24 protein-coding genes are annotated in these 24,986 nt (G+C 69.2%); 13 read left to right on the top strand and 11 right to left on the bottom strand.

What is annotated here, in order from left to right:
* Positions 1-77: 77 nt before the first annotated feature.
* Positions 78-2,840, bottom strand: coding sequence for a DNA polymerase I (polA, locus tag AC07VX_RS24860; protein WP_493166866.1), 2,763 nt, complete (start codon positions 2,838-2,840; stop codon positions 78-80).
* 41 nt (positions 2,841-2,881) lie between these two features.
* Between polA and AC07VX_RS24855 the strand changes: the two genes are divergently transcribed.
* The 4 genes from AC07VX_RS24855 (at position 2,882) to AC07VX_RS24840 (ending at position 7,138) form a co-directional block, all read left to right on the top strand.
* On the top strand, positions 2,882-3,175 hold the full coding sequence (locus AC07VX_RS24855; protein WP_493166865.1) for a hypothetical protein: 294 nt from the start codon (positions 2,882-2,884) through the stop codon (positions 3,173-3,175).
* Positions 3,176-3,212: 37 nt separating this feature from the next.
* Complete coding sequence (locus tag AC07VX_RS24850) at positions 3,213-4,229, top strand: homoserine kinase (protein WP_493166864.1); 1,017 nt, start codon at positions 3,213-3,215, stop codon at positions 4,227-4,229.
* Positions 4,226-5,050 carry a BPSS1780 family membrane protein gene (locus AC07VX_RS24845; protein WP_493166863.1) on the top strand — a complete coding sequence of 275 codons (825 nt, stop codon included), beginning with the start codon at positions 4,226-4,228 and terminating at the stop codon, positions 5,048-5,050. Before AC07VX_RS24850 ends, AC07VX_RS24845 begins: the two co-directional genes overlap by 4 nt.
* 102 nt (positions 5,051-5,152) lie before the next feature.
* Positions 5,153-7,138, top strand: coding sequence for a PhoX family protein (locus tag AC07VX_RS24840; protein ID WP_493166862.1), 1,986 nt, complete (start codon positions 5,153-5,155; stop codon positions 7,136-7,138).
* Here AC07VX_RS24840 and AC07VX_RS24835 read toward each other — a convergent pair.
* A complete protein-coding gene (locus AC07VX_RS24835) occupies positions 7,135-7,554 on the bottom strand; it encodes a PaaI family thioesterase (protein ID WP_493166861.1) in 420 nt (139 codons plus the stop codon). The genes AC07VX_RS24840 and AC07VX_RS24835 overlap by 4 nt on opposite strands.
* Before the next feature lie 63 nt (positions 7,555-7,617).
* Between AC07VX_RS24835 and AC07VX_RS24830 the strand changes: the two genes are divergently transcribed.
* The gene (locus tag AC07VX_RS24830) at positions 7,618-8,430 is read left to right on the top strand and encodes a class I SAM-dependent methyltransferase (protein ID WP_493166860.1); all 813 of its coding nucleotides are present in this window, start codon (positions 7,618-7,620) and stop codon (positions 8,428-8,430) included.
* A gap of 3 nt (positions 8,431-8,433) precedes the next feature.
* On the opposite strand, the gene AC07VX_RS24825 is transcribed toward AC07VX_RS24830, so the two are convergent.
* Both AC07VX_RS24825 and AC07VX_RS24820 read right to left on the bottom strand, forming a co-directional pair.
* Positions 8,434-10,797: a UvrD-helicase domain-containing protein gene (locus AC07VX_RS24825; protein ID WP_493166859.1), complete on the bottom strand. Its 2,364-nt coding sequence runs from the start codon at positions 10,795-10,797 to the stop codon at positions 8,434-8,436.
* An 18-nt stretch (positions 10,798-10,815) separates the two neighbouring features.
* Positions 10,816-11,073: a hypothetical protein gene (locus tag AC07VX_RS24820; RefSeq protein WP_493166869.1), complete on the bottom strand. Its 258-nt coding sequence runs from the start codon at positions 11,071-11,073 to the stop codon at positions 10,816-10,818.
* A 93-nt stretch (positions 11,074-11,166) separates the two neighbouring features.
* Between AC07VX_RS24820 and AC07VX_RS24815 the strand changes: the two genes are divergently transcribed.
* Both AC07VX_RS24815 and AC07VX_RS24810 read left to right on the top strand, forming a co-directional pair.
* Entirely contained in the window at positions 11,167-12,102 is a 936-nt protein-coding gene (locus AC07VX_RS24815; RefSeq protein ID WP_493166858.1) for a bifunctional helix-turn-helix transcriptional regulator/GNAT family N-acetyltransferase, read from the top strand.
* Between the two features lie 168 nt (positions 12,103-12,270).
* Positions 12,271-14,511 carry a putative bifunctional diguanylate cyclase/phosphodiesterase gene (locus tag AC07VX_RS24810; protein WP_493166857.1) on the top strand — a complete coding sequence of 747 codons (2,241 nt, stop codon included), beginning with the start codon at positions 12,271-12,273 and terminating at the stop codon, positions 14,509-14,511.
* A gap of 13 nt (positions 14,512-14,524) precedes the next feature.
* On the opposite strand, the gene AC07VX_RS24805 is transcribed toward AC07VX_RS24810, so the two are convergent.
* On the bottom strand, positions 14,525-14,851 hold the full coding sequence (locus AC07VX_RS24805) for a c-type cytochrome (RefSeq protein ID WP_493166856.1): 327 nt from the start codon (positions 14,849-14,851) through the stop codon (positions 14,525-14,527).
* Positions 14,852-14,967: 116 nt separating this feature from the next.
* Between AC07VX_RS24805 and AC07VX_RS24800 the strand changes: the two genes are divergently transcribed.
* Genes AC07VX_RS24800 through AC07VX_RS24790 form a run of 3 tightly spaced genes read left to right on the top strand, consistent with a single transcriptional unit; the run spans position 14,968 to position 17,104 of the window.
* Positions 14,968-15,387 (top strand): YchJ family protein, encoded by a 420-nt coding sequence (locus AC07VX_RS24800; RefSeq protein ID WP_493166855.1) that lies wholly within the window; start codon positions 14,968-14,970, stop codon positions 15,385-15,387.
* Positions 15,384-16,073: a pseudouridine synthase gene (locus AC07VX_RS24795; RefSeq protein WP_493166854.1), complete on the top strand. Its 690-nt coding sequence runs from the start codon at positions 15,384-15,386 to the stop codon at positions 16,071-16,073. The genes AC07VX_RS24800 and AC07VX_RS24795 overlap by 4 nt, the downstream gene beginning before the upstream one ends.
* A gap of 32 nt (positions 16,074-16,105) precedes the next feature.
* Positions 16,106-17,104 carry a zinc-dependent alcohol dehydrogenase family protein gene (locus AC07VX_RS24790; RefSeq protein WP_493166853.1) on the top strand — a complete coding sequence of 333 codons (999 nt, stop codon included), beginning with the start codon at positions 16,106-16,108 and terminating at the stop codon, positions 17,102-17,104.
* A gap of 83 nt (positions 17,105-17,187) precedes the next feature.
* Here AC07VX_RS24790 and AC07VX_RS24785 read toward each other — a convergent pair whose 3' ends face one another.
* Complete coding sequence (locus AC07VX_RS24785; protein WP_493166852.1) at positions 17,188-17,934, bottom strand: substrate-binding periplasmic protein; 747 nt, start codon at positions 17,932-17,934, stop codon at positions 17,188-17,190.
* Between the two features lie 109 nt (positions 17,935-18,043).
* Between AC07VX_RS24785 and AC07VX_RS24780 the strand changes: the two genes are divergently transcribed.
* Positions 18,044-18,910 (top strand): ADP-polyphosphate phosphotransferase, encoded by an 867-nt coding sequence (locus AC07VX_RS24780; RefSeq protein WP_493166851.1) that lies wholly within the window; start codon positions 18,044-18,046, stop codon positions 18,908-18,910.
* On the opposite strand, the gene AC07VX_RS24775 is transcribed toward AC07VX_RS24780, so the two are convergent.
* Both AC07VX_RS24775 and AC07VX_RS24770 read right to left on the bottom strand, forming a co-directional pair.
* Positions 18,907-19,980, bottom strand: coding sequence for a WD40/YVTN/BNR-like repeat-containing protein (locus tag AC07VX_RS24775; RefSeq protein ID WP_493166850.1), 1,074 nt, complete (start codon positions 19,978-19,980; stop codon positions 18,907-18,909). The genes AC07VX_RS24780 and AC07VX_RS24775 overlap by 4 nt on opposite strands.
* A 1-nt stretch (position 19,981) precedes the next feature.
* A complete protein-coding gene (locus AC07VX_RS24770; protein WP_493166849.1) occupies positions 19,982-20,251 on the bottom strand; it encodes a MoaD/ThiS family protein in 270 nt (89 codons plus the stop codon).
* Between the two features lie 89 nt (positions 20,252-20,340).
* On the opposite strand from AC07VX_RS24770, the gene rarD reads away from it, so the two are divergent.
* Both rarD and AC07VX_RS24760 read left to right on the top strand, forming a co-directional pair.
* The gene (rarD, locus tag AC07VX_RS24765; RefSeq protein WP_493166848.1) at positions 20,341-21,219 is read left to right on the top strand and encodes an EamA family transporter RarD; all 879 of its coding nucleotides are present in this window, start codon (positions 20,341-20,343) and stop codon (positions 21,217-21,219) included.
* A 10-nt stretch (positions 21,220-21,229) separates the two neighbouring features.
* Positions 21,230-21,472 carry a glutaredoxin domain-containing protein gene (locus AC07VX_RS24760; protein ID WP_493166847.1) on the top strand — a complete coding sequence of 81 codons (243 nt, stop codon included), beginning with the start codon at positions 21,230-21,232 and terminating at the stop codon, positions 21,470-21,472.
* 5 nt (positions 21,473-21,477) lie between these two features.
* Here AC07VX_RS24760 and ahpF read toward each other — a convergent pair whose 3' ends face one another.
* The 3 genes from ahpF to AC07VX_RS24745 form a co-directional block, all read right to left on the bottom strand.
* Entirely contained in the window at positions 21,478-23,031 is a 1,554-nt protein-coding gene (gene ahpF, locus AC07VX_RS24755; protein WP_493166846.1) for an alkyl hydroperoxide reductase subunit F, read from the bottom strand.
* A 133-nt stretch (positions 23,032-23,164) separates the two neighbouring features.
* Complete coding sequence (ahpC, locus tag AC07VX_RS24750; RefSeq protein WP_310262200.1) at positions 23,165-23,728, bottom strand: alkyl hydroperoxide reductase subunit C; 564 nt, start codon at positions 23,726-23,728, stop codon at positions 23,165-23,167.
* Between the two features lie 121 nt (positions 23,729-23,849).
* A complete protein-coding gene (locus AC07VX_RS24745; RefSeq protein WP_493166845.1) occupies positions 23,850-24,983 on the bottom strand; it encodes an HD-GYP domain-containing protein in 1,134 nt (377 codons plus the stop codon).
* Between the last annotated feature and the right edge of the window lie 3 nt (positions 24,984-24,986).

Here is a 24,986-nt window from a genome sequence, read left to right as displayed (position 1 = left end):
CACCTCCCTCCGGAACAACTCCTCAGCCTCTCCCTTGGACGATTCGCTCATCCATAGGCAACGCGCAAAGAGCCAAATCAATGGGCTTCTTCCCAGTTCGAGCCCACGCCCACCTCCGCCAGCAGCGGCACCTTGAGCTGGGCCACGCCCGCCATCAGCTTGGGCACCTCGGCGCGCATCCAGTCCAGCTCGGCCTCGGGCACCTCGAAGACGAGTTCGTCATGCACCTGCATGACGATCCTGGACTGCTTGCCGGCCCGATCCAGCTCGGCCTGCACGGCCAGCATGGCCAGCTTGATGAGGTCGGCCGCCGTGCCCTGCATGGGCGCGTTGATGGCCTGGCGCTCGGCGCCGGCGCGGCGCGGGCCGTTGCCGCCGCGGATCTCGGGCAGGTATATGCGCCGGCCGAACAGCGTGGATACATAGCCCAGCTCGGCCGCCGAGGCCTTGGTCTCGTCCATGTAGCGCTTCACGCCGGCAAAGCGGGTGAAATAGCGCTCGATGTAGTCCTTGGCCGCTTTCTGCTCGATGCCCAGCGCCGAAGCCAGGCCGAACGCACCCATGCCGTAGATGAGGCCGAAGTTGATGGTCTTGGCATAGCGGCGCTGCTCGCCGGACACCTCGGCCAGCGGGACGCCGAAGACCTCGCTGGCGGTCGCCTTGTGCACGTCCTGGCCTTCCTGGAAGGCCTTCAGCAGGCCGGGGTCCTCGCTGATGTGGGCCATGATGCGCAGCTCGATCTGCGAGTAGTCGGCGCTGACGATCTTGCAGCCCGGCGGCGCGATGAAGGCCTCGCGCACGCGCCGGCCCTCGGCGGTGCGGATGGGGATGTTCTGCAGGTTGGGCTCGTTGCTGGACAGCCGCCCTGTCACCGCCACGGCCTGGGCGTAGTTGGTGTGCACGCGGCCGGTGGCAGCGTTGATCTGCAGCGGCAGCTTGTCGGTGTAGGTGCTCTTGAGCTTGGCCAGGCCACGGTACTCGAGGATCTTGGCTGGCAGCGGGAAGTCGGCCGCCAGCTCGGTCAGCACCTCCTCGTCTGTGGACGGTGCGCCGGTGGCCGTCTTCTTGACGACCGGCAGACCCAGCTTGCCGAACAGGATGTCGCCGATCTGCTTGGGCGAGCCGATGTTGAACGGCTGGCCGGCGATCTCGTAGCACTGCTGCTCCAGCGCGATCAGGCGCTGGCCGATCTCGTGGCTCTGCGCCTGCAGACGCGCGGCGTCGATGAGCACGCCGTTGCGCTCGATGCGGAACAGCAACTCGGCCGACGGCATCTCGATGTCGCGGTAGATGCGCGTCAGGCCCGCGTCGGCCTCGATCTGCGGCCCCAGCACGCCGTGCAGGTGCAGGCACATCTCGGAGTCCTCGCCCGAGTAGGTCGTGGCCCTGGCCACATCCACCTGCGCGAACGGGATCTGGTGCACGCCCTTGCCGCACAGGTCTTCGTAGCTCAGGCCCTTGCGCCCCAGGTGGCGCTCAGCCAGGGCTTCGAGGTTATGGGTCTTGTGCGCTTCGAGCACATAGCTTTCCAGCAAGGTGTCGTGCTGCACGCCCGCCAGCGCGATGCCGGCATTGGCCAGCACATGGCGGTCGTACTTCAGGTTCTGACCGATCTTCTTGGCGGCCTCGTCCTCCAGCCAGGGCTTGAGCCGCGCCAGCACCTCGTCCAGCGGCAATTGCTCCGGCGCGTCCGGGCCGCTGTGGGCCAGCGGGACGTAGGCGGCCTCGCCCGGCCTGTCGGCAAAGGAGATGCCGACGATGCGCGCGGCCATCGGGTCCAGCGAGTCGGTCTCGGTGTCCAGCGCACACAGCGGCGCGGCGCGCAGGCGGGCGATCCAGGCGTCGAGCCGCTCGAAGGTGAGGATGCTGTCGTACCGGCGGGCGATGTCGGCGGCACCGGCAGGCGGCTCGGGCTCGTCGAACAGTCCGGGGTTGGCCGTTGGCGCCGCCTTCGCCTTGGGCGCCGGCACCTCGCCGGTCAGCTCCTTCAGCCAGGTCTTGAAGCCATTGCGCGTGTAGAAGGCCGCCAGCGCGTCCTTGTCGACCTCGCGCAGCGCCAGCGGCTCCAAGGTCGGCCAGCCGACGATGTGACCGGCCAGGTCGCAGTCCAGCTTCACGGTGACCAGCTTGCGGCCCATCGGCAGCCAGTCGAGTGCGGCGCGCAGGTTCTCGCCGGCCTTGCCCTTCACGCCCTCGGCCGCGGCGATGACGCCGTCCAGCGAGCCGTACTCGGCCACCCACTTGGCCGCCGTCTTTGGGCCCACGCCGCTGACGCCCGGCACGTTGTCCACCGTGTCGCCCATCAGCGTCAGGTAGTCGATGATGCGGTCTGGCGGCACACCGAACTTGGCGACGACGCCAGCCTCGTCCAGCCGCTCGTTGCTCATCGTGTTGATGAGCTCCACATCGGCGTTGACGAGCTGAGCGAGGTCCTTGTCACCGGTGGAGACGATGACTCGGTGCCCCTGCTCCACGGCCACGCGGCTGAGCGTGCCGATGGCGTCGTCCGCCTCGATGCCAGGCACCGTCAGCACCGGCCAGCCCAGCAGCTTCACGACCTCGTGGATGGGCTCGATCTGGGCGCGCAGCTCGGGTGGCATGGGCGCACGCTGGGCCTTGTACTCGGGGTACCACTCGTCGCGGAAGGTCGGGCCGGAGGCGTCGAACACGCAGACGGCGTGCTCGGCGCCGACGTCGCTGCGCAGCTTCTTCAGCATGGCCACCATGCCGTGCACGGCGCCGGTGGGCTGGCCCTCGGGGCCGCGCAGGTCGGGCATGGCGTGGAAGGCGCGGTAGAGGTAGCTGGAGCCGTCGACCAGCAGCAGGATGGGTTTACTCATGGCGACGGATTCTCGGACAGGTCCAACCTAGAATCGGCAGCATGCTGCGCCTCGCCGTACCCCTGCTGATCGCTGTCCTCGCGGGCAGCGCCCTTGCCGACCCACCGCCCGAGCCCAAGGTCGAGCAGACCGTGGCCGAGGACGACCAGGTGCGCATCGAGGAGCTCAAGGTGCGCGGCGAAGCCAAGAAGGTGACGGTCAAGAACAAGAAGACCAAGGCACCTGACTACGAGATCGTCGTCACCGATGCGGGCCGCGAGTCGGCCGGCGGCACCGGCACCGGCCTGCCCAAGAGCGGCGCTGGCACACGGGTCTGGCGCGTCCTCAATTTCTGATCCCGCGCGGCCCTCGGGTCGCCTGCACGACCTCTTCATGGCCGTTTTCACCGAAGTCAGCCCCGCGCAGGCCCAAGCCCTGCTTGACCATCTGCAACTGGGGCAGCTCGCCTCGCTGCGCGGCATCGGTGCCGGCATCGAGAACACCAACTACTTCGTCGACTGCACGCAGGCCGACGGCCCCAATGGCGGCCACTTGCACCGCTATGTGCTGACGCTGTTCGAGCGCCTGACGGCCGAGCAGCTGCCCTTCTACCTTCGGCTGATGCAGCACCTGGCCCAGCGCGGCGTGCCGGTGCCCGAGCCGCACGCCGACGCCAGCGGCGAGATCCTCTTTGAGGTGGCAGGCAAGCCCGCGGCCATCGTCGACCGCCTGCACGGCGGCCACCAGTTGGCGCCCGACGCCTTCCACTGCCAGCAGGTCGGCGCCACGCTGGCGCAGATGCACCTGGCCGGCCGTGACTTCCCGCTGCACCAGCCCAATCTGCGCGGCCTGCCCTGGTGGCGCGAGGTGGCGCCGAAGCTGCTGCCCTTCCTGGACGCCTCGCAGGCCGGGCTGCTGACGGCCGAGATGGCCTACCAAGAGCACCTGGCCGCCTCCGCCGAGTTCGCGCAGCTGCCGGCAGGCCCCATCCACGCCGACCTCTTCCGCGACAACGTCATGTTCGAGCCCGGCGAGGGCCCCGGCCGCGAGCGCCTGACCGGCTTCTTCGATTTCTACTTTGCCGGCTGCGACACCTGGCTGTTCGACCTCGCCGTCTGCCTGAACGACTGGTGCATCGACCTGACGGATGGCCGCCTCATCGAGGAGCGCGCCGCCGTCTTCGTCTCGTCTTACGAGAGCGTGCGCCCGCTGTCCGGCGCCGAGCATCGCCTGCTGCCAGCGCTGCTGCGCGCGGCCGCCTTGCGCTTCTGGCTGTCCCGCCTGTTCGACCTGCACCTGCCGCGCGAGGCCAGCCTGCTGAAGGCCCACGACCCGCGCCACTTCGAGCGCGTGCTGCGCGAGCGCATCGCCAAGCCCTGGCATGCCATGCCGGGCGGAGCAGGCGCATGAACATGCAGCTGCACCTGCAGAACGTGCCGGCGCGCAACGGCCGGCTGTGGATGCGCCACGGCTTCAAGGTCTTCCAGCGCCAGCCGCTGGCGATGTCGGCGCTGTTCGGCCTGTTCCTGTTCTTCGGCTTCGTCGCGATGCTGCTGCCCGGCATCGGCCTGTTGCTGACCATGGCCTCGCTGCCGCTGCTGTCGCTGGGCTTCATGCTGGCCACTCACATGGTGCTGCAGAAGAAGACCCCCACGGCAGCCGTCTTCGCCGCGCCGCTGAAGCTCACCGCCGAGCGCCGCCGCAGCCAGCTGCTGCTGTGCCTGGGCTATGCGGGCGCCATGCTGGTCATCGGCCTGCTGGCCGACTGGGTCGACGGCGGCAGCACGCGCGACCTGCAGAAGCTCATCGCCGACAACGCCGACAACGAAGCGATCGCCAACGCCGCCACCGACCCGCGCCTGTTCTGGGGCCTGGCCACGCGCATGGGCCTGATGGGCCTGCTGTCGGTGCCTTACTGGCATGCACCCGCTCTGGTTCACTGGGGCGGCCAGGGCGTGGCGCAGTCGCTGTTCTCCAGCACGCTGGCGCTGTGGCGCAACAAGGCCGCGTTCGCGCTCAACATGCTGCTGTGGGGTGGGCTGCTGATGGCGGTGGCCAGCAGCGTCAGCCTGGTCTTCGGCCTGCTCGGCCTCACCCAGTTCGCACCGGTGGTGCTGATGGCCACCGGGCTGATGCTGTCGACGGTGTTCTACGCCTCGCTCTACTTCAGCTTCGTCGACTGCTTCATGTTCGGCGCGCCGCAGAACCTGCTGGAAGACAAGCAGGGCTGAAGTCTCAGCACGCGGATTTGACAGGCCCGCGACAGTTTCACGAAGGCGACATGAAGGCTCCCTAGATTGACGTGCTTTGTCATTGCACGAGCAGTCGCTTCCATGTCCCAAGCCCACGATCTCCAACGTCGCCAAGCCCTCAAGTTCCTCGGCGCCCCGCTGATGCTGCCCCTGGGTGGCACCGCGGTCGGCAGCCTGCTGACCGCCTGCGGCGGTGGCAGCGACGACGCAACGCCCCAGGCCACGTTCGCATCGGCCAGCTTCGTCTCCATGGCCGCCCCCAGCCTGGCCACGCCGGCCGACATGGCCAAGACCCTCGTCAACTCGACGCTGATGGTCAAGTTCAGCGACGACAGCTCGCAGGGCTTCTCGCTGTCCTACGCCCCCTTCTTCACGACCGGCGACCTGGTGCCCGACGGCAAGGGCGGCACCCTGCTGGCAGGCGGCTATGTCGACTTCGCCGGCAAGCCCATCGTCGATGCGACCGTGGCCGGCAAGGAGCGGCAGTTCTTCAGCGACTCACCGGACGGCACCTCGCTGCTCAAGCTCGATGCCCCGACCGTCACCGGCATCAAGGGCAAGGCCGTGTTCGCCGTCGTGCAGTTCGAGTACACGACCTGGGCGCAGGACGGCAAGACCGACATGTACGGCAAGCTGCCCTCCCCCATCGCCGTGCTGACGCTGGACCAGGACCAGACGACCGGCAAGCTGTCCCTCGTGAAGTACCACAACGTCGACACCACGCCGGCCATGGGCCTGTGGATCACCTGCGGCTCCAGCCTGTCGCCCTGGGGCACCCACCTGTCCAGCGAAGAGTACGAGCCCGACGCGTTCACCATCGCCAGCAACACCATGTTCAAGGCCTACAGCCAGAACCTGTTCGGCGACGCCACCAAGGCCAACCCCTACCACTACGGCCACCTGCCCGAAGTGACCGTCAACCCCGACGGCACCGGCACCATCAAGAAGCACTACTGCCTGGGCCGCATCTCGCATGAACTGATCCAGGTTATGCCCGACAACCGCACCGCCATCATGGGCGACGACGCGACCAACGGCGGCTTCTTCATGTTCGTGGCCGACAAGGAGAAGGACCTCTCCGCCGGTTCGCTGTACGTGGCCAAGTTCGGCGCCGGCTTCTCGCTGGACCCGACCGCTGCGGGCGCGCCCATCACCTGGATCAAGCTCGGCTCGGCCACCAGCGCCGAGATCAAGGCCCTGGCCGACACGCTCAAGGCCACCGACATCATGGACGTGTCCACCACCGACCCGCTGGACACCACGTTCACCAAGATCTGGCTCAGCGGCAAGGTGCAGTGGGTGCGCGTGAAAGCCGGCATGGACAAGGCGGCCGCCTTCCTGGAGACCCACCGCTACGCCGCGCTCAAGGGCGGCTCCATGGCCTTCACGAAGATGGAAGGCACGACCGTCAACGTCAAGGACAAGGTCGCCTACTCCGCCCTGCAGAACATGCAGAGCTCCATGGTCAAGGGCAATGCCGCCTACAACGCCGACTACAACATCGGCATCGACAAGGTGCTGAACGCCGGCGGCGTGCTGGCGCACACGCTGAGCACGGGCCAGAAGGACACGGCAGGCGTGGCCATCACGAGCGACTGGGTGCCGTCCCTGACCAAGACCCTGCTGATCGGCGAAGACCTCGCCACGGCGGATGCCCTGGGCAACCTGGCCAACCCCGACAAGGTCGGCGCGCCCGACAACCTGAAGTTCTCCGAGAAGCTGCGCACCCTCTTCATCGGCGAGGACAGCAGCTACCACGTCAACAACTTCCTGTGGGCCTACAACGTCGACACGAAGGTGCTGAGCCGCGTGGCCTCCATGCCCTCGGGCGCCGAGGCCACGGGCCTGGGCGTGGTGGACGACCTCAACGGCTGGACCTACATCACCAGCAACTTCCAGCATCCCGGCGACTGGATCAGCAACGCCGCCGGCACCGGCCTGCACGACAAGGTCAAGGCCACGCTGGACCCGCTGGTGCGCGCCAACTACAAGGACCGCTTCGGCGCGCAGGTCGGCTATCTGACCGGCGCCGTCTCCAGCGTCAACCTGGCGAAGAAGCCCGTCTAAGCCCGGGGTATCGAGTACGTGCCGGTGGCGTGGGCCACCGGTTCGTCCTCGCCTTCGGAATAGATGTAGACCTCGCCCACGGCCAGCGCCTTGCCCAGCTTCATCAGCCGGCAGCGCGCCACGACGCGCCGGTCCGCACGCGGCTTGCGCAGGAAGTTGATGGCGAGGTTGGTCGTCACCGCCAGCGGCACGATGCCGATGCGCGCCAGGATCGCGATGTACAGGGCCACGTCGGCCAGTGTCATCATGACCGGGCCCGACACCGTGCCGCCCGGGCGCAGCTCGCCCTCGCCCACTGGGTGAGCCACGACGACGCTGCCGTCCTCGTCCAGTTCCTCCAGCGTGCAGCGGTTCTGCGGGAACTCGGCCAACAGGAAGGCGGCCAGCTCGGCCTGTGAGGGGCGGTGTGCGGTCATGTCGATTTGCAAGGATTTGCGACGCAGGCGGCGGCGAGCCTAGCACCGCCGCAGAATCGGCTCATGGAACTGGCCGACCGGGGGTTCACGGGCTCCATCCCCGAGCTCTACGAGCGCTACATGGTGCCGCTGATCTTCGAGCCCTACGCCGCCGACCTGGCGGCCCGGGCGGCGGCGCTGCACCCGACGCAGGTGCTGGAGATCGCTGCGGGCACCGGTGTGCTGACCCGGCTGCTCGCCACGCTGCTGCCGGCGGAGACCGCCATCGTCGCCAGCGACCTGAACGCCACCATGCTCGACACGGCCGCCACCATCGGCACCGTGCGCCCCGTGGAATGGCGGCTGGCCGACGCGCAGGCCCTGCCCTTCGACGACGCCAGCTTCGATCTGGTGGTGTGCCAGTTCGGCGCCATGTTCTTCCCCGACAAGCCCGGCGCCTACGCCGAGATCCGCCGCGTGTTGAGGCCCGGCGGCGTCTTCCTGTTCAACGTCTGGGACCACATCGACAGCAACGAACTGGCCCAGGCCGCCACCGATGCGCTGGCCCAGGCCTTCCCGGACGACCCGCCGCTCTTCATGGCCCGCATGCCGCACGGCTATCACGACATCGATGCGCTGCGCAGCGACCTCGCAGCCGGCGGCTTCGAGCATGAGGCCGACATCGTCACGCTGCCGCTGCGGGCCCGCGCCGAATCGCCGTCCCCAGCCGCGCTGGGCTATTGCCAGGGCACACCGCTGTGCAACGAGATCGAGGCACGCGCACCGGGCCGGCTGCCCGAGCTGACGGCGCACGTGGCCCGTGCCTTTGCCGAGCGCTTCGGCGCCGGCCCCCTGGACACGCTGATCCAGGCCCACGTCGTCATCGTGGGCCGTTGAGTTTCAGTCGATGGGCTGGAGCTTGGCGACGGAGAGCGCCAGCCACTTCGTGCCATGCCGACCGAAGTTCACCTGCGCACGCGCATCCGTGCCCGTGCCCTCCAGCGTCAGCAGCACGCCCTCGCCGAACTTGGTGTGGAACACGCCCTTGCCCACGCGCAGGCCGCCGTGCTCCTCGGAAACCTTCTGCTTCATGCTGGCCGGCACCGGCGGCTCTACCCAGGCGGCGCGCTGGTTGCGGTCGGCCACACGGCCGGCGCCCACCATGCCCTTCAGGCCGCTGCCGCGCTCCCAGGCCTGCTGGTACTCGCGCGCAAAGCCCGAGCCGAAGCCCTGGTTGCGCGGCGTCAGCCACTTCAGCGCCTCCTCGGGCAGCTCGTCGAAGAAGCGGCTCTTCACGTTGTAGCGCGTCTGGCCGTGCAGCATTCGGGTCTGGCAGAAGCTGAGCGACAGCTTCTTGCGCGCCCGCGTGATGGCCACATACATCAGCCGCCGCTCCTCCTCCAGCCCGTCGTGGTCGGACATGGAGTTCTCGTGCGGGAACAGCCCTTCTTCCAGGCCCGTGATGAAGACCGCGTCGAACTCCAAGCCCTTGGCCGAGTGCACGGTCATCAGCTGCACGGCGTCCTGGCCCGCCTGGGCCTGGTTGTCGCCGGCTTCCAGCGAGGCGTGGGTCAGGAAGGCCACCAGCGGCGACATGATCTCGCCGGTCTCGGCATCGGGCACCGCACCCGGCGTGCCCGCTTCGGCCACCTCGTCCACCGGCAGGCCCACGGCGTTCTTGCCGAAGCCCTCCTGCATGACGAAGGCCTCGGCCGCGTTGATCAGTTCTTCCAGGTTCTCCAGCCGCTCGGCGCCGTCCTTGTCGGTGCGGTAGAAGTCCAGCAGGCCGGAGGTCTCCAGCACCTGCTCGATGATCTCGCGCAGCGTCATGCCTTGCGTGAGGTTGCGCGTGGAGTCGATGAGGTTGGTGAAGGCGACCAGGTTGGCGCCACCCTTGCCGGCGATGGCGCCCACGCTCTGGTACAGGCTGCGGCCGCTGGCCTTGGCGGCGTCCTGCAGGTTTTCCAGCGTCTTGGCGCCGATGCCGCGCGTCGGGAAATTGACGACGCGCAGGAAGCTGGTGTCGTCGTTGACGTTCTCCAGCAGGCGCAGATAGGCCAGCGCGTGCTTGACCTCGGCACGCTCGAAGAAGCGCAGGCCGCCGTAGACGCGGTAGGGGATGCCGGAGTTGAACAGCGCCGACTCGATGACGCGCGACTGCGCGTTGCTGCGGTAGAGGACAGCGATCTCCTGGCGGTCCAGCCCGCCGCGATGCAGCTGCTGGATCTCCTCGATCAGCCACTGCGCCTCAGCGAAGTCGCTGGGCGCCTCCTGCACGCGGATCGGGTCGCCCTGGCCGGCGTCAGTGCGCAGCGTCTTGCCCAGGCGCTGGGTGTTGCGGCTGATCAGCTCGTTGGCCGCGTCCAGGATGTGGCCGAAGCTGCGGTAGTTCTGCTCCAGCTTGATGACCTTCCTGACGCGGTACTCGCGCTCGAAGTCGGCCATGTTGCCCACGCGCGCACCGCGAAAGGCGTAGATGCTCTGGTCGTCGTCACCCACGGCCAGCACGCTCTGCCCATCGTCGCGGCCCGGCGGCGCGAACATCTTCAGCCAAGCGTACTGCAGCTTGTTGGTGTCCTGGAACTCGTCGACCAGGATGTGGCGGAAGCGCCGCTGGTAATGCTCGCGCACGGCCGGGTTGTCGCGCAGCAGCTCGTAGGAGCGCAGCATCAGCTCGGCGAAGTCCACCACGCCTTCGCGCTGGCACTGGTCCTCGTAGTTGGCGTAGATCTCGACGAGCTTCCTGGTCTGCTCGTCGCGCGCCTCCACGTCGCCGGGGCGTTGGCCGTCCTCCTTGCAGCCGGCGATGAACCAGCCGACCTGCTTCGGGACAAAGCGCTCCTCGTCCAGCTTCATCGCCTTGATGACGCGCTTGACGGCCGAGGTCGTGTCGCTGGCGTCCAGGATCTGGAAGGCCTGCGGCAGGTGCGCCAGCTTCCAGTGCGCGCGCAGGAAGCGGTTGCACAGGCCGTGGAAGGTGCCGATCCACATGCCGCGCACATTGAAGGGCAGCATGGTCGACAGCCTTGTGAGCATCTCCTTGGCGGCCTTGTTCGTGAAGGTCACGGCCATCACGCCACCGGGGCTGACCTGGCCGGTCTGCAGCAGCCAGGCGATGCGGGTCGTCAGCACCCGGGTCTTGCCAGAGCCGGCGCCGGCGAGGATCAGCGCCGGCTCCGGCGCGGCGGTGACGGCGGCGAGCTGCTCGGGGTTGAGGTTCTTGAGGAGCGGGCTGGCCGAGGCGTCGACGGGGGCAAAAGTCATCGACGCATTTTAAGGACGCTACCTGCGGCGCACCTTGCCCGCCCGGCCCGCCTTGGACCACTCGTAAGTCTCGCCGTCCGGCGTCCTGCCGCCTTCCACCGCCGCCACGCCGGCCTGGCCGACATGGTCCTCCAGCTCCGTGGAGATGCTGACGTGGCGATGCCCCGCCCGGCGCCTGTCCTCGGCCCAGGCCAGGGCCTGCGTCAACTCCTTGCTGCCGAATAGCTGGCAGACCGGCGCGGCAGCCTCGCCCTCGCCTTCCAGCCAATAGACCACGATGCCCAAGCGCGTCTCCCGTGCGATGAAGCCCACAGCCTAGCGCCTGCGCAACTGATTGCCAAAAGCAATCATTCTGAAGATGATGCGGACATGACCGCCGATCAAGCCCTGGACGTCCGCGCCTTCAACCGCTTCTACACACGCCGCATCGGAGTGCTGGCGCCGAAGCTCGCCGGCAGCGAGTTCACGCTGCCCGAGGCTCGCGTGCTGTGGGAGCTGGCCCATCACGCACCGGTCAGCGCCGCGGCCCTGGGCAAGACACTGCAGCTCGACGCCGGCTACATGAGCCGGCTGCTGGGCGGGCTGAAGACCCGCGGCCTGCTCGCGACCCAAGCCCACCCGAGCGATGGCCGCCAGACCCTGCTCAAGCTCAGCTCCGCTGGCCGGCGCGCCTTCGCGCCGCTGGACCGCGGCAGCCAGGCCGAGACCGAGGCGCTGCTGGCGCCGCTGTCGGCGCCGCAGCGCCAGGCCCTCGTCGGTGCCATGACGCGCATCCAGGCCGTGTTGGAGCCCGAGGCCTCGGCAGACGTGACGCTGAGGGCGCAGCAGCCTGGCGACCTGGGCTGGATCATCGAGCGCCATGGTGCCACCTATGCCGCCGAGTACGGCCTGGACTTCCGCTTCGAGGCGCTGGTGGCGCGCATCTGCGCCGATTTCGTCGACCGCCTCAAGCCCGAGCGCGAGGCCTGCTGGATCGCCGTCCGCGGCGCGGAGCGGCTGGGCAGCGTCCTGCTCGTGCAGGCCCGCGACGACGCCACCGGCCGCGTGCGCCCCGGCACCGCGCAGCTGCGCCTGCTGCTGCTGGAGCCGCATGCGCGCGGCCTCGGCGTGGGCAAGCGGCTCGTGCGCCAATGCACCGACTTCGCCCGCGCGGCTGGCTACAGGCGCATCGTGCTGTGGACGCAGAGCGCGCTGACCGCCGCCCGCGCCATCTACGCGGCCGAAGGCTATCGGCTGATCGCCAGCGAGCCCATGCACAGCTTCGGGCAGCAGGTCGTCAGCGAGCGCTGGGAGCTGATGCTCTAGGCTCACCGCACCAGGGCTGTGCGGCCCATGCCGGGCGCCGCACGCTTACGGGGCCGCCCGGCGGCCCGGGCCCAGAGCAACCGTGAGGTTCTGCGCACCCCGCCCTCGCCCTGCGCTGGCATGCGAATTGCGCCTTGCCCGCGCATGACAAGCAACCGGGGCCTCAGCATGCAGGCAGCAGCCATCCAGTTCGGGCCGCCACGGCATCTGCCGGCACCGGCCGCTGCCTGCCCCCAGCACCTCGAACAGGCGGCCGGCTTCGGCCAGTGGTGGCATGACCCGCAGACCGGCTTCACCCAGCTGTCGCCAACGGCCGCCGAATACCTCGAAATGCCCAGCCGCTCGGCCGACGGCCTGGACGCCTGCTTCAGCCATGTCGTCGAAGACGACCTGCCCGCGCTGACCCGCCTGTGGACCGGCGCCCCGCCGCAGCGCCCGCTGGACGTGCGCGTCATCGGCCTGGCGCGGGGCATGCGCTGGCTGCGCGTGACGCCGCTGCCGCCCGACCCGGCCCGGCCGCGCTGGCGCCACGGCCTGCTGCAGGACGTGACCGCCCTCACCCACGCCACCGTGCGCGAGCGCCTGGGTTATGCGATGACCGAATACCTGATCGGCACCCACACGCTGGAGGACGCGATCGCCAACGTCATCCAGCTGATCTGCCGCAACCTCGGCTGGGAATGGGGTGCGTTCTGGGGCATGGAGGGCGACGGCCATCTGCATTGCCGCCACTTCTGGCACCAGCCCGACGCCGGGCTGGAGCAGTTCAGCGCCGTCAGCGGCGCGCTGACGATGGCCCCCGGCGACGGCCTCGTCGGCCGCGTCTGGGCCACCGGCGCCGCCGAATGGGTGGAGGACATGAGCACCGACCCGCGCTTCCTGCGCCGCGGCAGCGCGCAGATGTGCGGGCTGTGGTCGGGCTATGTCTTCCCGGTCACCTATGCCTCCGACAACGGCGAGCACCACCGGCCCGGCGTGTTGGAGTTCTACAGCAGCCTGGCCCGCCAGCCCGAGGCGCAATTGCCCAAGGTCTCGACCACCATCGGCGCGCTGATCGCCCAGACCGCCCAGCGCCTGGAGACCGAGGCCGTCATCCACCGGCTGGCCCAGGTGGACGAGATGACCGAGCTGGACAACCGCTCGCATTTCTACTTGCAGCTCAACCGCCACTGCGCGCAGAGCCAGCGCCAGGGTGGCCGCTTCGCGCTGATCTTCATCGACCTGGACCGCTTCAAGCCCATCAACGACGCCTTCGGCCACGAGGCCGGCAACGCGGTGCTGCAGGAATTCGCGCGCCGGCTGCGCGCGCTGGCACCGCCGCCGGCGCGCGTCGGCCGCCTGGGTGGCGACGAGTTCGCCGTGCTGGTGCCCGACAGCAGCGACGACGCGGCACTGGCCGCCCTGGTCGACGCCGTGCTCGCCGCCGCCAGCCGGCCGGTGGCCTACGAGGGCCTGGCGCTGAACGTGTCGGCCAGCGTGGGCGTCAGCCGCTTTCCCGACAACGGCCAGACCGGCCCCGAACTGCTGCGCAGCGCCGATGCGGCCATGTACCGCGTCAAGCAGAACGGCCGCAACGGCAGCAACGTGTTCTCGACCAGCAGCCCCGACATGCTGGCCGAGCAGCGCGCGCGGCTGGCCCGGCGCCTGGCCATGGAGGCCGAGCTGCGCGAAGCCCTGCGCACCGACCAGCTGCGCCTGGTCTACCAACCCATCGTCGACGTCGCCACCGGCGGGCTGCATGGCGTCGAGGCGCTGATCCGCTGGTGCAAGCCCGATGGCGAGACGGTGCCGCCCGACGTCTTCATCCCGATCGCCGAGCAGAGCGACCTGATCATCGACATCGGCCGCCGCGTGCTCGACCAGGCCCTGCACGACCTGGCCAGCCTGCAGGGCGGGCCGCTGGCCGGGATCAAGGTGCACGTCAACATGGCCGCCTCCGAGTTCACCAGCAGCGCCCTGCCCGGCATGCTCCGGGCCATGGCCGCCGAGCTGGCAGTGCCGACCCGCCAGGTCGTGCTGGAGTTGACCGAGGGCATGCTGATGCGCCAGCCCGAGCAGGTGAAGCGCGTCATGCACCAGCTGCGCGAGATCGGCTTCGAGATCTCGCTGGACGACTTCGGCATGGGCCACTCGTCGCTGGCCATGCTGAAGAGCCTGCCGATCAGCTCGCTGAAGATCGACCGCAGCTTCGTGCGCGACCTGGCCAGCGGCGAGCGCGACCGCGCGATCGCCCGCACCATCGTCGACCTCGGCCAGCATCTGCAGCTAGAGGTCATCGCCGAAGGCATCGAGACGCCGGCCCAGCTGGACGTGCTGAAGGCCTGCGGCTGCCGCTTCGGCCAGGGCTATCTGCTGGGGCGGCCGCTGCCGCTGGACGCGCTGATCCGCAACGCGCCCGGTGGCGGCTGAACGCCCGCTGGCGTCACTGCGCCAGCACCCAACGCGCCAGCAGCTTGGCCTCGGCCTCGTTCACCTGAGGCCGCTCCGACTGGTCGGGCATCTTGGCCTTGGCCCAGTGCGGGCCGCCCGTAGCCGCGCTGCCCTGCTGGATGGTGCGCACTAGGCTGGCCTCGGCCCCCTGGCGCCCCTTCCAGAATGCGGCGATCTTCTTGAACGAGGGCGCCGCGCCATCCTCCTTGATCGCATGGCAGGCCAGGCACTGCTTCTCCTGCGCGAGCTTGTCGCTTGCCAGGGCCAAGCCCGGCAGACCCAGGGCGACCAGAGTCGCAAGCATCAGAGACTTCGTCATGGCGGTCCTCCAAACCAGATGGAAGCACCAGACTAGGCGCATGGGCCGGCGGCGAGTTGCGCGAGATCAAGCGCCTTGCAGATGCCCCCCAGGAAGGGCATAGAGTGCGGGCTGCCATGCCGACCCGAACCGATTCGCCGCCCCTGCAGCCCTGCCCCTGCGGCTCGGGCCTGACCGACACCCGCTGCTGCGCCGCGCTGCACGCCGCCTTCGAGGCCGGCCTCGGGCTGACGGCGGCAACGCCCGAGGCGCTGATGCGCTCGCGTTATTCGGCCTTCGTGCGGGACCTGCGCAGCTATCTGCTGGCGAGCTGGCATGCCAGCACGCGGCCGGCGGCGCTGGAAGCGCCCGAGCCGGGGCTGAAATGGCTGGGGCTGGACGTGAAGCGTGCCGCGATGCAGGACGCCGACCACGGCACGGTGGAGTTCATCGCGCGCAGCAAGCTCGGCGGCCGGGCGCACCGGCTGCACGAGGTGAGCCGCTTCGTGCGCGAGAACGGCGAGTGGTTCTACATGGACGGCGACTTGCGAAATTGACGCTGACCCTGCTTCACGAGGACGAACACCTCGTCGCCATCGACAAGCCGCCGGGCCTGCTGGTGCACCGCACCCAGCTCGCGGCCCGCGAGGGCGAGGCCGCGCTGCAACTGCTGCGCGACCAGCTGGGCCGGCCCGTCTGGCCCGTGCACCGGCTGGACCGCGGCACCTCGGGCGTGCTGCTGTTCGCGCTGTCGCCCGAGGTCGCATCCCTGCTCGGCGCGATGTTCGAGCAGGGGTGCATGGGCAAACGCTACCTGGCGCTGGTGCGCGGCTGGCCGGCCGGCGATGACGGCCTGATCGACCACCCGCTGGCCCGCGACCCCGAGCAGCCGTCGGCCGGGCAGCCGATGCTGGCGGCGCAGACGCGCTGGCGGGTGCTGCAGCGCATCGAGTGGCCGCTGCTCACCGACCCGCGCTTCCCCGACACCCGCGTCGCGCTGTTGGAGGCCGAGCCGCTGCAGGGCCGCCGCCACCAGATCCGCCGCCACCTCAAGCACATCGCCCACCCCATCCTCGGCGACGCCACGCACGGCAAGGGGCCGCTGAACCGCGCCGTGGCGGCGTTCCTGGGCACGCAGCGGCTGTGGCTGCACGCGCGCGAGCTCAGCCTGGTCCACCCGGTCACGGCTGCCCCGCTGCTGCTGCAGGCGCCGCCGGATGGGCAATGGCCCGCATCGGGATGAGAATCAACGGCTCCCAACCACAGGAGACGGGCATGGCCATCCAGGGCATCAAGGCGCAATACGAGCAACGCGGCCCGGTGCCGCAGGACGTCATCGGGGCCGTGGCCTTCGAGCCGCCCGCGCCCGGGCCGGGCCAGGCGCTCGTGGCGGTGCTGGCCGCGCCCATCAACCCGTCAGACGTGCTGATGCTGACCGGCGGCTACGGCATCCTGCCGCCGCTGCCGGCCGTGGGGGGCAGCGAGGGCGTGGGCCGTGTCGTGTCCGTCGGCGAAGGGGTGAGTCACCTCCAGCAAGGCCAGACCGTGCTGCTGCCGGCCGGCAGCGGCACCTGGGCAAGCCATCTGGTGGCCGACGCCAAGCGCCTCGTGCCGCTGCCGCCGGGCGCGGACGCGCAGCAGCTGTCCATGCTGACCGTCAACCCGGCCACGGCCTCGCTGATGCTGTCGGAGTTCGTCACGCTGCAGCCGGGCGACTGGGTCATCCAGAACGTCGCCAACTCCGGCGTGGGCGGCTATCTGACTCAGCTGGCAAAGCTGCGCGGCCTGCGCACCGTCAACATCGTGCGGCGCGAGGGCGCGGCGGCGGCGGTGCAGGCGGATGGCGGCGACGTCGTGCTGGTGGACGGCGACGACCTGCACAAGCGCGTCAAGGACGCCGTGTCGGGTGCACCGATCCGCCTGGGCATCGACGCCGTCGGCGGCAAGGCCACCAACCGGCTGGCCATGTGCATCGCCGAGGGCGGCACCGTCGTCAACTACGGGCTGATGAGCGGCGAGCCCTGCGTCGTATCGCCGCAGTCCTTCGTCTTCAACGACCTGACGCTGCGCGGCTTCTGGCTGGCCAAGTGGTTCCGCGTCGCCTCGCGCGAGGCCCAGCAGGCGCTGTACGGCGAGCTGACGAAGCTGATCGCCACCGGCCAGCTGAAGGCGCGCATCCACGCCACCTATCCCGTGGAGCAGATCAAGGACGCCGTGGCCGCTGCGGCGACGGGCGAGCGCGACGGCAAGATCCTCGTCGTACCGAAACACTGAGGTCGGACCGAGCACAGCGCCTGCGCGCTGAGCGACGCTGACCGAAGGACCGCAGGCCTACCAGCCTGCGGGCCTGAACCTGTTCAGCGCCTGGGGGCGATGCCCAGCCAGCGGTCTCGGATGCGCTGCAGCTCGCCGCTCACCTCGAGCCGCTGGATCGCGCGGTTGAAGGCGCGCAGGTCGGCCTCTGTGAGCGACTTGCGGCTGAGCTTGTAGGTGACCGGGTCGCGCAGCAGCACGACGGGCAGCTCGATGAGAGGCACGTCCGCAGCACGGGCGGCGAAGGCGATGGCGACGCTGTCGCCCAGCAGCACGTCGCCATGGCCCAGCTGCATCAGCTGCACGCCGCGGGCGTACTCCTCGAACCAAGTCAGCAGGCCGCGCGCGGCGAAGTCGTTGACGACGGGCACGCTGACCGGGCCGCGGTGCGTGACCAGACGCAGCTTAGCGCGCAGCAGCTCGTCTAGCGAACGCACGTCCATGCGGGCCTCCTCGGCGCGCATGAAGACGCCCAGGACTTCATCGCGGTAGGGCCGGGTGTACCAGGCGGCGTCCGCGCGGGGCGTGGCAGCGATCAGCAGGTCCAGCTCGCCGGCCAGCAGCATGGGCAAGCGGCGGTTGCGCGGCACGTCGCGCACATAGGTCACGCGACAGCCCGCCTCGCCGGCCACCGCGGCCAGCAGCTCGGTCTCCAGGCCCGTGTGCCGGCCGTCGGCCATGAAGGAATAGGGCCGCCAGTCCTCGAAGGGCACGCGCAGCGGCCGCGTGCAGGCCGCCGCGGCCAGCAGCGGGGCCAACAGCATCAGCGTGAACAGCAGTCGTCGCAGCATCTCGGGCCCGGCCCTGGGTGTTGAGCCGGCGAGGATAGCCCGCCGTCCGACACCGCAGCGCGCGCGCAGGGCTTAGGCTCGGCACCCTCAGCCTTCGGGAGACCCCGCCATGAAGATCGCCACCCAGCCCAGCCGCGTCGCCCCGGGCCAGAAGGTGAAGCTCAAGCACTGGCCCACCGCCGTGGCGCCGCTCTACCTCGACAAGCAGGACTACGAAAGCCAGCTGGACCGGCACGTCGAACGCCTGAGCGAGCTGCAGAACCTGCTTTATGCCCACAACCGCTACTCGCTGCTGCTGATCTTCCAGGCCATGGACGCGGCGGGCAAGGACGGCGTCATCAAGCACGTCATGTCGGGCGTGAACCCGCAGGGCTGCCAGGTGTTCAGCTTCAAGCATCCCAGCGCCCAGGAGCTGGACCACGACTTCCTGTGGCGCACGACGCAATGCCTGCCCGAGCGCGGCCGCATCGGCATCTTCAACCGCTCCTACTACGAAGAGGTGCTGATCGTGCGCGTGCATCCGGAGATCCTGAAGGCGCAGTCCCTGCCCCGGGAGGCGACGCGTGCGCCGGCCCTGTGGCCGCAACGCTTCGCCTCCATCAACAACCTGGAGCAGCACCTGCACCGCAACGGCACGCGGGTGCTGAAGTTCTTCCTGCACCTGTCCGAGGAGGAACAGCGCCGGCGCTTCCTGGCGCGCCTGGACGACCCGGGCAAGAACTGGAAGTTCACCGCCGACGACATGGCCGAGCGCGAGCGCTGGCCCCAGTACATGCAGGCGTACGGCGAGATGCTGGGCGCCACCAGCAGCGAGGCCGCGCCCTGGCATGTCGTGCCGGCGGACGACAAGCGCAATGCGCGCCTCATCGTGTCGCAGGTCATCGTCGACACGCTGGCGGCGCTGAAGATGAGCTACCCCGCACCCTCGCTCGACGCGGCCGCCCTGGCCGCCATCCGCAAGCGCCTGAAGAGCTAGCCGAACTTGACGGCGTAGACGGGCGGCAGATGGGCCGACACGGCCTGCCAGCTGTCGCCGCCGTCGCCGCTGGCCCAGAGGCCGCCCGTCGTCGAGCCCATCATCAGCTGCTCGCCGGCATCGTCCACGGCCAGGCCGTGGCGGAAGATCAGGTCGTAGCAATGCTGCTGCGGCAGGCCGGCGCGCAGCACGTCGAAGCTCCTGCCGCCGTCGCGGGTGCGCGTCACGCACAGCGCCGCGTCGACCGGGATGCGACGCTCGTCCTTCACGGCGGGCACGAACCAGGCGGTCTGCGGGTCGGCGGGATGCGCCGCGACGGCGAAGCCGAAGCTCGATGGCCGGGCCTTCAGCTCGTCCCAGGTCGCGCCGTTATCGGCCGAGCGGAAGATGCCGCAGTGGTGCTGGCACCAAAGCACGTCGGGCACGGCGCGGCAGCGGGCGATCAGGTGCGGGTCCTGCGAGTTCTCGTCGCCGGCCAGCTCGGGCGGCATGAAGTCGGCCCGCATGCCCTTGGCGCGCAGGCCCCAGCTGGCGCCGCCGTCGGTGGTGCGCCAGGCGCCGCCGCAGGACACGCCGACCAGCAGTTCGTCGGCGTTCTGCGGATGGGGGCAGATGGAATGCAGGGCCGGTGCCGGGTTGCCGCCGCCCATCCACTGCAGGCGGCGCGGATCGTTCCACAGCGTCTCGTCCAGCCGCCAGGACTCGCCCTTGTCGCGGCTGACGAAAAGGCCGCCCGGCACGGTGCCGCACCAGATCGCGTCGCCGGACCGCTCCAGCGAGAAAACGTGGTCGAGCTTCCAGGCCGGGCCCTCGGCGCCCTCGGGCTGGGCCGGGAAGCTCGGGGCCGACACCTCGCGCCAGCGCTTGCCGGCGTCGTCGCTGGCCTGCAGCTTGGCGCCGAAATGGCCCAGGTTGAGCCCGGCCAGCATGAAGCCCGAGTCGTCGGGCGGCAGCAGCATGGTGACCGGGTCGGCCACGAAGCTGAGGTTGTCGATCTGCCAGGCGCCCCCACGGCGGCGCAGCTCGAAAAGGCCTTTGCGGGTGGCGGCCCAGGCGCGGTCAGATGCCATCTCAACCTCCGGAGAGTGCTTGCAGGACATGGATGCGGCTGTCGGCCCTCAAAGGGTCGCTCAGGCCGCGCAGGTCGCGCGCACGCCGGCCGTCGATGAAGACGACCACGTTGACGCGCAGATGGCCCTGCTCGTCGAGGATGTAGCCCCGCAGCCGCGGCTGCTCGGCAAAGGCGGCGTCAAGCGCCTGGCCCAGCGTGGCCGCCTCGCACTGGCAGGACGGCGCGTCCACGAAGCGGCGCAGCTGGGGCGTGAATTCGACAAGGGCCATGGAGTGACGACGAACGACGGCTATCGAATTCGACGTCTGTGTATCCCCCTGACATCCCCGGGCTTACCCGCAAGGACAGAATGCGGTCAATGAATTCCGGTGTCCTCTTCGCCCTCGGCGCCTATCTGAGCTGGGGGCTGTTCCCGCTCTACTTCCGTCAGATCGCTTCGGTGCCCGCGCTGCAGATCGTGGCTCACCGCACGCTGTGGTCGCTGGCCTTCGTGGCCGTCGTGCTGCTGGTAACGAGCAATCTGGCCTGGCTGAGAGAGGTCAGCGCGGCGACCTGGCGGCGCTTCGCGGTGTCGGCCACGCTGATCGCCATCAACTGGCTGACCTACGTCTGGGCCGTCGGCCATGGCCATGTGCTGGACGCCAGTCTGGGCTATTTCATCAACCCGCTGGTCAACGTGGCCCTGGGCTTCGCCGTGCTGCACGAGCGCCCGCGGCCGGTGCAATGGGTGGCCGTCGGCCTGGCGGCCTTCGGCGTGCTGTGGCTGACGGTGGCGGCCGGCCGCCTCCCCTGGGTGGCGCTGGTGCTGGCCTTGAGCTTCGGCGTCTATGGCCTGATGCGCAAGACGGCCACTCTGGGCGCCATCGAGGGGCTGACGCTGGAGACGCTGATCCTCGCGCCGCTGGCCGCCGCCGGCCTGACCTGGTGGAGCCTGGACGGCAGCATGGCCGGCCAGACGGCGGTGGACTGGGCCTGGCTGATCGGCACCGGGCCGGTCACGGCGGGCAGCCTGCTGCTGTTCGCGGCAGGCGCGCGGCGCATCCCGCTGGCGACGTTGGGGCTCGTTCAGTACGTGTCGCCGTCACTCCAGTTCCTGCTCGGCGTGTTCCTGTTCAAGGAGCCGATGGACGCGACGCGGCTGGTCGCCTTCGCCTGCATCTGGGGCGCCCTGGCCATCTACAGCGCGGAGGGCCTGTGGCAGACCCGGCGCGCCTTGCAGATCAAGCCGGCTCTCTAAACTACCGGCCATGCAACTCAACATCGTCGTCTATTCCAAGTCCGCCTGCCCGCAGTGCGATACCGTCAAAAGCCTGCTCAAGTCCAGGAGCCTCGCGTTCGAGGAGATCAAGATCGACGACGAGACGCAGCGCTTGGCCTTCTACGAGAAGTGCGGCCCGGCCGTGCGGCAGATGCCGCAGGTCTTCATCAACGACCAGCGCGTCGGCGGCGTTGCCGGGCTGCAGGCCGCCTTCGCACAGCTGAAGCTCTAGGCGCCTCAGCTCCGCATCAGGTAGTCGAAGGCGCCCAGCGCCGCCTTCGCACCGTCGCCGGCCGCGATGATGATCTGCTTGAAGGGCACGGTCGTCACGTCGCCCGCGGCGAACACGCCGGGCACCGAGGTGGCGCCCTTCGCGTCCACGATGATCTCGCCGTGCCTGCTGAGCTCGACGGTGCCGCGCAGCCACTCGGTGTTGGGCACCAGGCCGATCTGCACGAAGCAGCCGTCCACCTCGACGCGTTTGGCCTCGCCACTGACGCGGTCGGTGTAGTTCAGGCCGTCGAGCTTGCCTCCTGCGCCGGTGAACTCCGTCGTCTGCGCGTTCACGAGGATGGTCACATTGGGCAGGCTCTGCAGCTTCCTGACCAGCACCGCGTCGGCGCGCAGTTCGGCGCCGAACTCCAGCAGCGTCACATGCTTGACGATGCCGGCCAGGTCGATGGCCGCCTCGACGCCCGAGTTGCCACCGCCGATGACGGCCACCGGCTTGCCCTTGAACAGCGGGCCGTCGCAGTGCGGGCAGTAGGCCACGCCCTTGTTCTTGTACTCGGCTTCGCCGGGCACGCCGACATTGCGCCAGCGCGCACCGGTGGACAGGATGACGGTCTTGCCCTTGAGCCTGGCGCCGTTGGCCAGTTCGACCTCGACGAGGCCGCCGGGCTGGGCCGGGGGCGTCAGCTTCTCGGCGCGCTGCAGGTTGTGGATGTCGACCTGGTAGTCCTTGACATGGCCTTCCAGCGCGGCGGCGAACTTCGGCCCGTCGGTGACGGACACGGAGATGTAGTTCTCGATGCCCAGGGTGTCGTTGACCTGGCCACCGAAGCGCTCGGCCGCCACGCCGGTGCGGATGCCCTTGCGGGCCGCGTAGACGGCTGCTGCCGCGCCGGCGGGGCCGCCGCCGATGATGAGCATGTCGTAGGGTGCCTCGGCGTCGAGCTTCTTCGCGTCGCGCGCTGCCGAGCCGGTGTCGAGCTTGGCGACGATCTCCTCCAGCGACATGCGGCCCGAGGCGAAGGGCTGGCCGTTCAGCCACACGGCCGGCACGGCCATGATCTCGCGCGCCTCGACTTCCGACTGGAACAGGCCGCCGTCGATGACGGTGGTGCGGATGCGCGGGTTGACTATTGCCATCAGCGACAGGGCCTGCACGACGTCGGGGCAGTTGTGGCAGGTCAGGCTCATGTAGATCTCGAAGTCGAGATCCAGGTCCAGGGCCTTCACCGCGTCGATCTGGGCCTGTTCGACCTTGGGCGGGTGGCCGCCTGTCCACAGCAGGGCCAGCACCAGTGACGTGAACTCATGGCCCAGCGGAATGGCCGCGAAGCGCAGCGACTGCTCGGTGCCGGTGCGGCGCAGCAGGAAGGACGGGGTGCGGGTGTCGACGCCGTCGGCGCGGAACGAGATCTTGTCGTTCATGCCGGCGATCTCTTCGAGCAGCTCGCGCATCTCGTCACTCGAGGCGGAGTTGTCGAGCGAGGCGACGATTTCGAAGGGGAGCTTGACGTGGTCCAGGTAGCCCTGGAGCTGGGTCTTCAGTGCGGCGTCCAACATGGTGATTTCCTTTCAGCGGGGCGTGGCGGGGCGGGCCACTGCTGAAAGAGTCCCCACGGCGGAGGCTCTTTCAGCAGAGCCTGGGCAGCTCTGTGCAGGGAAGGAGCCCTCCCGGGCTCCTTGCCAACGGCATTTAGATCTTGCCGACCAGATCCAGCGACGGCGCGATCGTCGCGGCGCCTTCGTTCCACTTGGCCGGGCAGACTTGGCCAGGATTCTTGGCCGTGTACTGGGCAGCCTTCAGCTTGCGCAGGGTTTCCTTGACGTCGCGGGCAATCTCGTTGGAGTGCACTTCGGCCGTCTTGATGACGCCTTCGGGGTTGATGACGAAGGTGCCGCGCAGTGCCAGGCCCTCTTCGGGGATGTGCACGCCGAAGGCGTTGGTCAGCGTGTGGGTCGGGTCGCCGACCAGCGGGAACTTGGCCTTGCCGACGGCCGGCGAGGTCTCGTGCCACACCTTGTGCGAGAAGTGGGTGTCGGTAGTGACGATGTAGACCTCGGTGCCCAGCTTCTGGAACTCGGCGTAGTTGTCGGCCGCGTCTTCGACTTCGGTCGGGCAGTTGAAGGTGAAGGCGGCCGGCATGAAGATCAGCACGGACCACTTGCCCTTCAGGGACTCCTCGGTGACGGTGACGAACTTGCCGTTGTGGAAGGCCTCGGTCTTGAAGGGCTGGACTTGGGTGTTGATCAGGGACATTCGAAAGCTCCGTGGGGGGCTGGTTGATGGGATATGCAGAACTATATCGAACAAGTGTTTTCGGTTGAAAACATTAATCAAATCAGCACTATTGAGCCAACCTATCGCCCAATAGGCAGACTCAAGCCTCGTAGCGACGGTCGTAGAGCTGATGCGGGCTGAGCTTCACGCGCAGCACCTGGGCGGGCACCACCCCGGCGATGGCGTGCTCGGCCACCGCCGTGTCGCGCCGGACGGGAGAGCCTAGGGCATCCCCGTGTCGGTTCATGACGGCGCTGACGATGGGCGTGCTGCCCGACGCGCCGCGGCGCACGGCCACCGCCACCTCGCCGCTGGCCAGCTTGACCAACGTGCCCGGCGGGTAGAGGCCGAACTCCTTCACGAGCAGCGCCGCCAGAGGGTGGCCGTTGCTGCCGGTATAGAGCGCCTTGGCGGCCTGCGGCGCCGACAGCGCGGCCCGCCCCCCACCGCGGCTGGCCAGTTTGGCGAGGAAGACGTCGACCAGCCGCAGCAGCAGCGCCGCCTCACAGGGCTCGGGCAGGCCTTGCGGGTAGCCGCCGCCGCCGGGCTGCTCATGATGCTCGGCCACGGCGGCCAGCCATTCGGCATCGCCCAGCCCCGCGTTGCGCAGCCAGGCCACCGCCTCGTCCGGGTGGCGGTCGATGGCAGCCCGCTGGGGCGGCAGCAACTTGCCGCCACGCGAGGCCAGGCGGCCCTGCAGATCGATGATGGAAAGGTTCATCGTCAGCGCGGCGCCGACGAGGCTCTTCTGGCGCTCGGGCGCCCAGCCCAGGCGGCGCGACAGCAGCGCGCAGACCGCGGCCGTGTGCAGCAGGTGAGCCAGGCCGTAGACCTCGTGGCGGTTGTGGTCGTGCTGGATGATGACGAAGAGGATCTGGTCCGTGAAGCGCTCGGCCCAGCCGATCAGCTGCGCGGCGCATTCCTTGACGCGCGGCAGGAAGAGCGTTTCCTGTGGCGAGCGCAGCAACACCGAAAGCCGCGTCTGCAGCGCTTCCCAGCGGGCGAAGAAGTCCTCCCCCCCGGCGCCGCCATCGCCGCCCCGCGCCGAGGCATCGCGCAATTCATCGACGTCGACGAAGACGCCACGGTTCAGCAAGGCCTCCCGCATCTGCTCGCTGGGCACCATCTGCCCCTTGGCCAGCAGCAGCTTCCCCTCGGCATCGCGCACCCCGAAGGGCAGGGCCGTCCCGGCCTTGATGTGGGCGCCAACCTGTTGGATCGGGACGAGTTTCATCCC

Source organism: Roseateles sp. GW821-FHT03B02 (genome assembly GCF_059421025.1).
Note: the sequence above shows the minus strand (reverse complement) of the source record. Positions and strands in the feature narration are given on the sequence as shown.

What these genes read in the sequence shown, in the direction of transcription:
- AC07VX_RS24800 (WP_493166855.1), top strand. Translation starts at nt 14,968, where the DNA reads ATGCCGACCCGAACCGATTCGCCGCCCCTGCAGCCCTGCCCCTGCGGC.
- AC07VX_RS24780 (WP_493166851.1), top strand. Translation starts at nt 18,044, where the DNA reads ATGAAGATCGCCACCCAGCCCAGCCGCGTCGCCCCGGGCCAGAAGGTG.
- AC07VX_RS24775 (WP_493166850.1), bottom strand. Translation starts at nt 19,980, where the DNA reads ATGGCATCTGACCGCGCCTGGGCCGCCACCCGCAAAGGCCTTTTCGAG.
- AC07VX_RS24745 (WP_493166845.1), bottom strand. Translation starts at nt 24,983, where the DNA reads ATGAAACTCGTCCCGATCCAACAGGTTGGCGCCCACATCAAGGCCGGG.
- AC07VX_RS24840 (WP_493166862.1), top strand. Translation starts at nt 5,153, where the DNA reads ATGTCCCAAGCCCACGATCTCCAACGTCGCCAAGCCCTCAAGTTCCTC.
- AC07VX_RS24855 (WP_493166865.1), top strand. Translation starts at nt 2,882, where the DNA reads ATGCTGCGCCTCGCCGTACCCCTGCTGATCGCTGTCCTCGCGGGCAGC.
- AC07VX_RS24825 (WP_493166859.1), bottom strand. Translation starts at nt 10,797, where the DNA reads ATGACTTTTGCCCCCGTCGACGCCTCGGCCAGCCCGCTCCTCAAGAAC.
- ahpC (WP_310262200.1), bottom strand. Translation starts at nt 23,728, where the DNA reads ATGTCCCTGATCAACACCCAAGTCCAGCCCTTCAAGACCGAGGCCTTC.
- polA (WP_493166866.1), bottom strand. Translation starts at nt 2,840, where the DNA reads ATGAGTAAACCCATCCTGCTGCTGGTCGACGGCTCCAGCTACCTCTAC.
- rarD (WP_493166848.1), top strand. Translation starts at nt 20,341, where the DNA reads ATGAATTCCGGTGTCCTCTTCGCCCTCGGCGCCTATCTGAGCTGGGGG.
- AC07VX_RS24830 (WP_493166860.1), top strand. Translation starts at nt 7,618, where the DNA reads ATGGAACTGGCCGACCGGGGGTTCACGGGCTCCATCCCCGAGCTCTAC.
- AC07VX_RS24815 (WP_493166858.1), top strand. Translation starts at nt 11,167, where the DNA reads ATGACCGCCGATCAAGCCCTGGACGTCCGCGCCTTCAACCGCTTCTAC.
- AC07VX_RS24805 (WP_493166856.1), bottom strand. Translation starts at nt 14,851, where the DNA reads ATGACGAAGTCTCTGATGCTTGCGACTCTGGTCGCCCTGGGTCTGCCG.
- AC07VX_RS24845 (WP_493166863.1), top strand. Translation starts at nt 4,226, where the DNA reads ATGAACATGCAGCTGCACCTGCAGAACGTGCCGGCGCGCAACGGCCGG.
- ahpF (WP_493166846.1), bottom strand. Translation starts at nt 23,031, where the DNA reads ATGTTGGACGCCGCACTGAAGACCCAGCTCCAGGGCTACCTGGACCAC.
- AC07VX_RS24770 (WP_493166849.1), bottom strand. Translation starts at nt 20,251, where the DNA reads ATGGCCCTTGTCGAATTCACGCCCCAGCTGCGCCGCTTCGTGGACGCG.
- AC07VX_RS24835 (WP_493166861.1), bottom strand. Translation starts at nt 7,554, where the DNA reads ATGACCGCACACCGCCCCTCACAGGCCGAGCTGGCCGCCTTCCTGTTG.
- AC07VX_RS24810 (WP_493166857.1), top strand. Translation starts at nt 12,271, where the DNA reads ATGCAGGCAGCAGCCATCCAGTTCGGGCCGCCACGGCATCTGCCGGCA.
- AC07VX_RS24760 (WP_493166847.1), top strand. Translation starts at nt 21,230, where the DNA reads ATGCAACTCAACATCGTCGTCTATTCCAAGTCCGCCTGCCCGCAGTGC.
- AC07VX_RS24850 (WP_493166864.1), top strand. Translation starts at nt 3,213, where the DNA reads ATGGCCGTTTTCACCGAAGTCAGCCCCGCGCAGGCCCAAGCCCTGCTT.
- AC07VX_RS24790 (WP_493166853.1), top strand. Translation starts at nt 16,106, where the DNA reads ATGGCCATCCAGGGCATCAAGGCGCAATACGAGCAACGCGGCCCGGTG.
- AC07VX_RS24785 (WP_493166852.1), bottom strand. Translation starts at nt 17,934, where the DNA reads ATGCTGCGACGACTGCTGTTCACGCTGATGCTGTTGGCCCCGCTGCTG.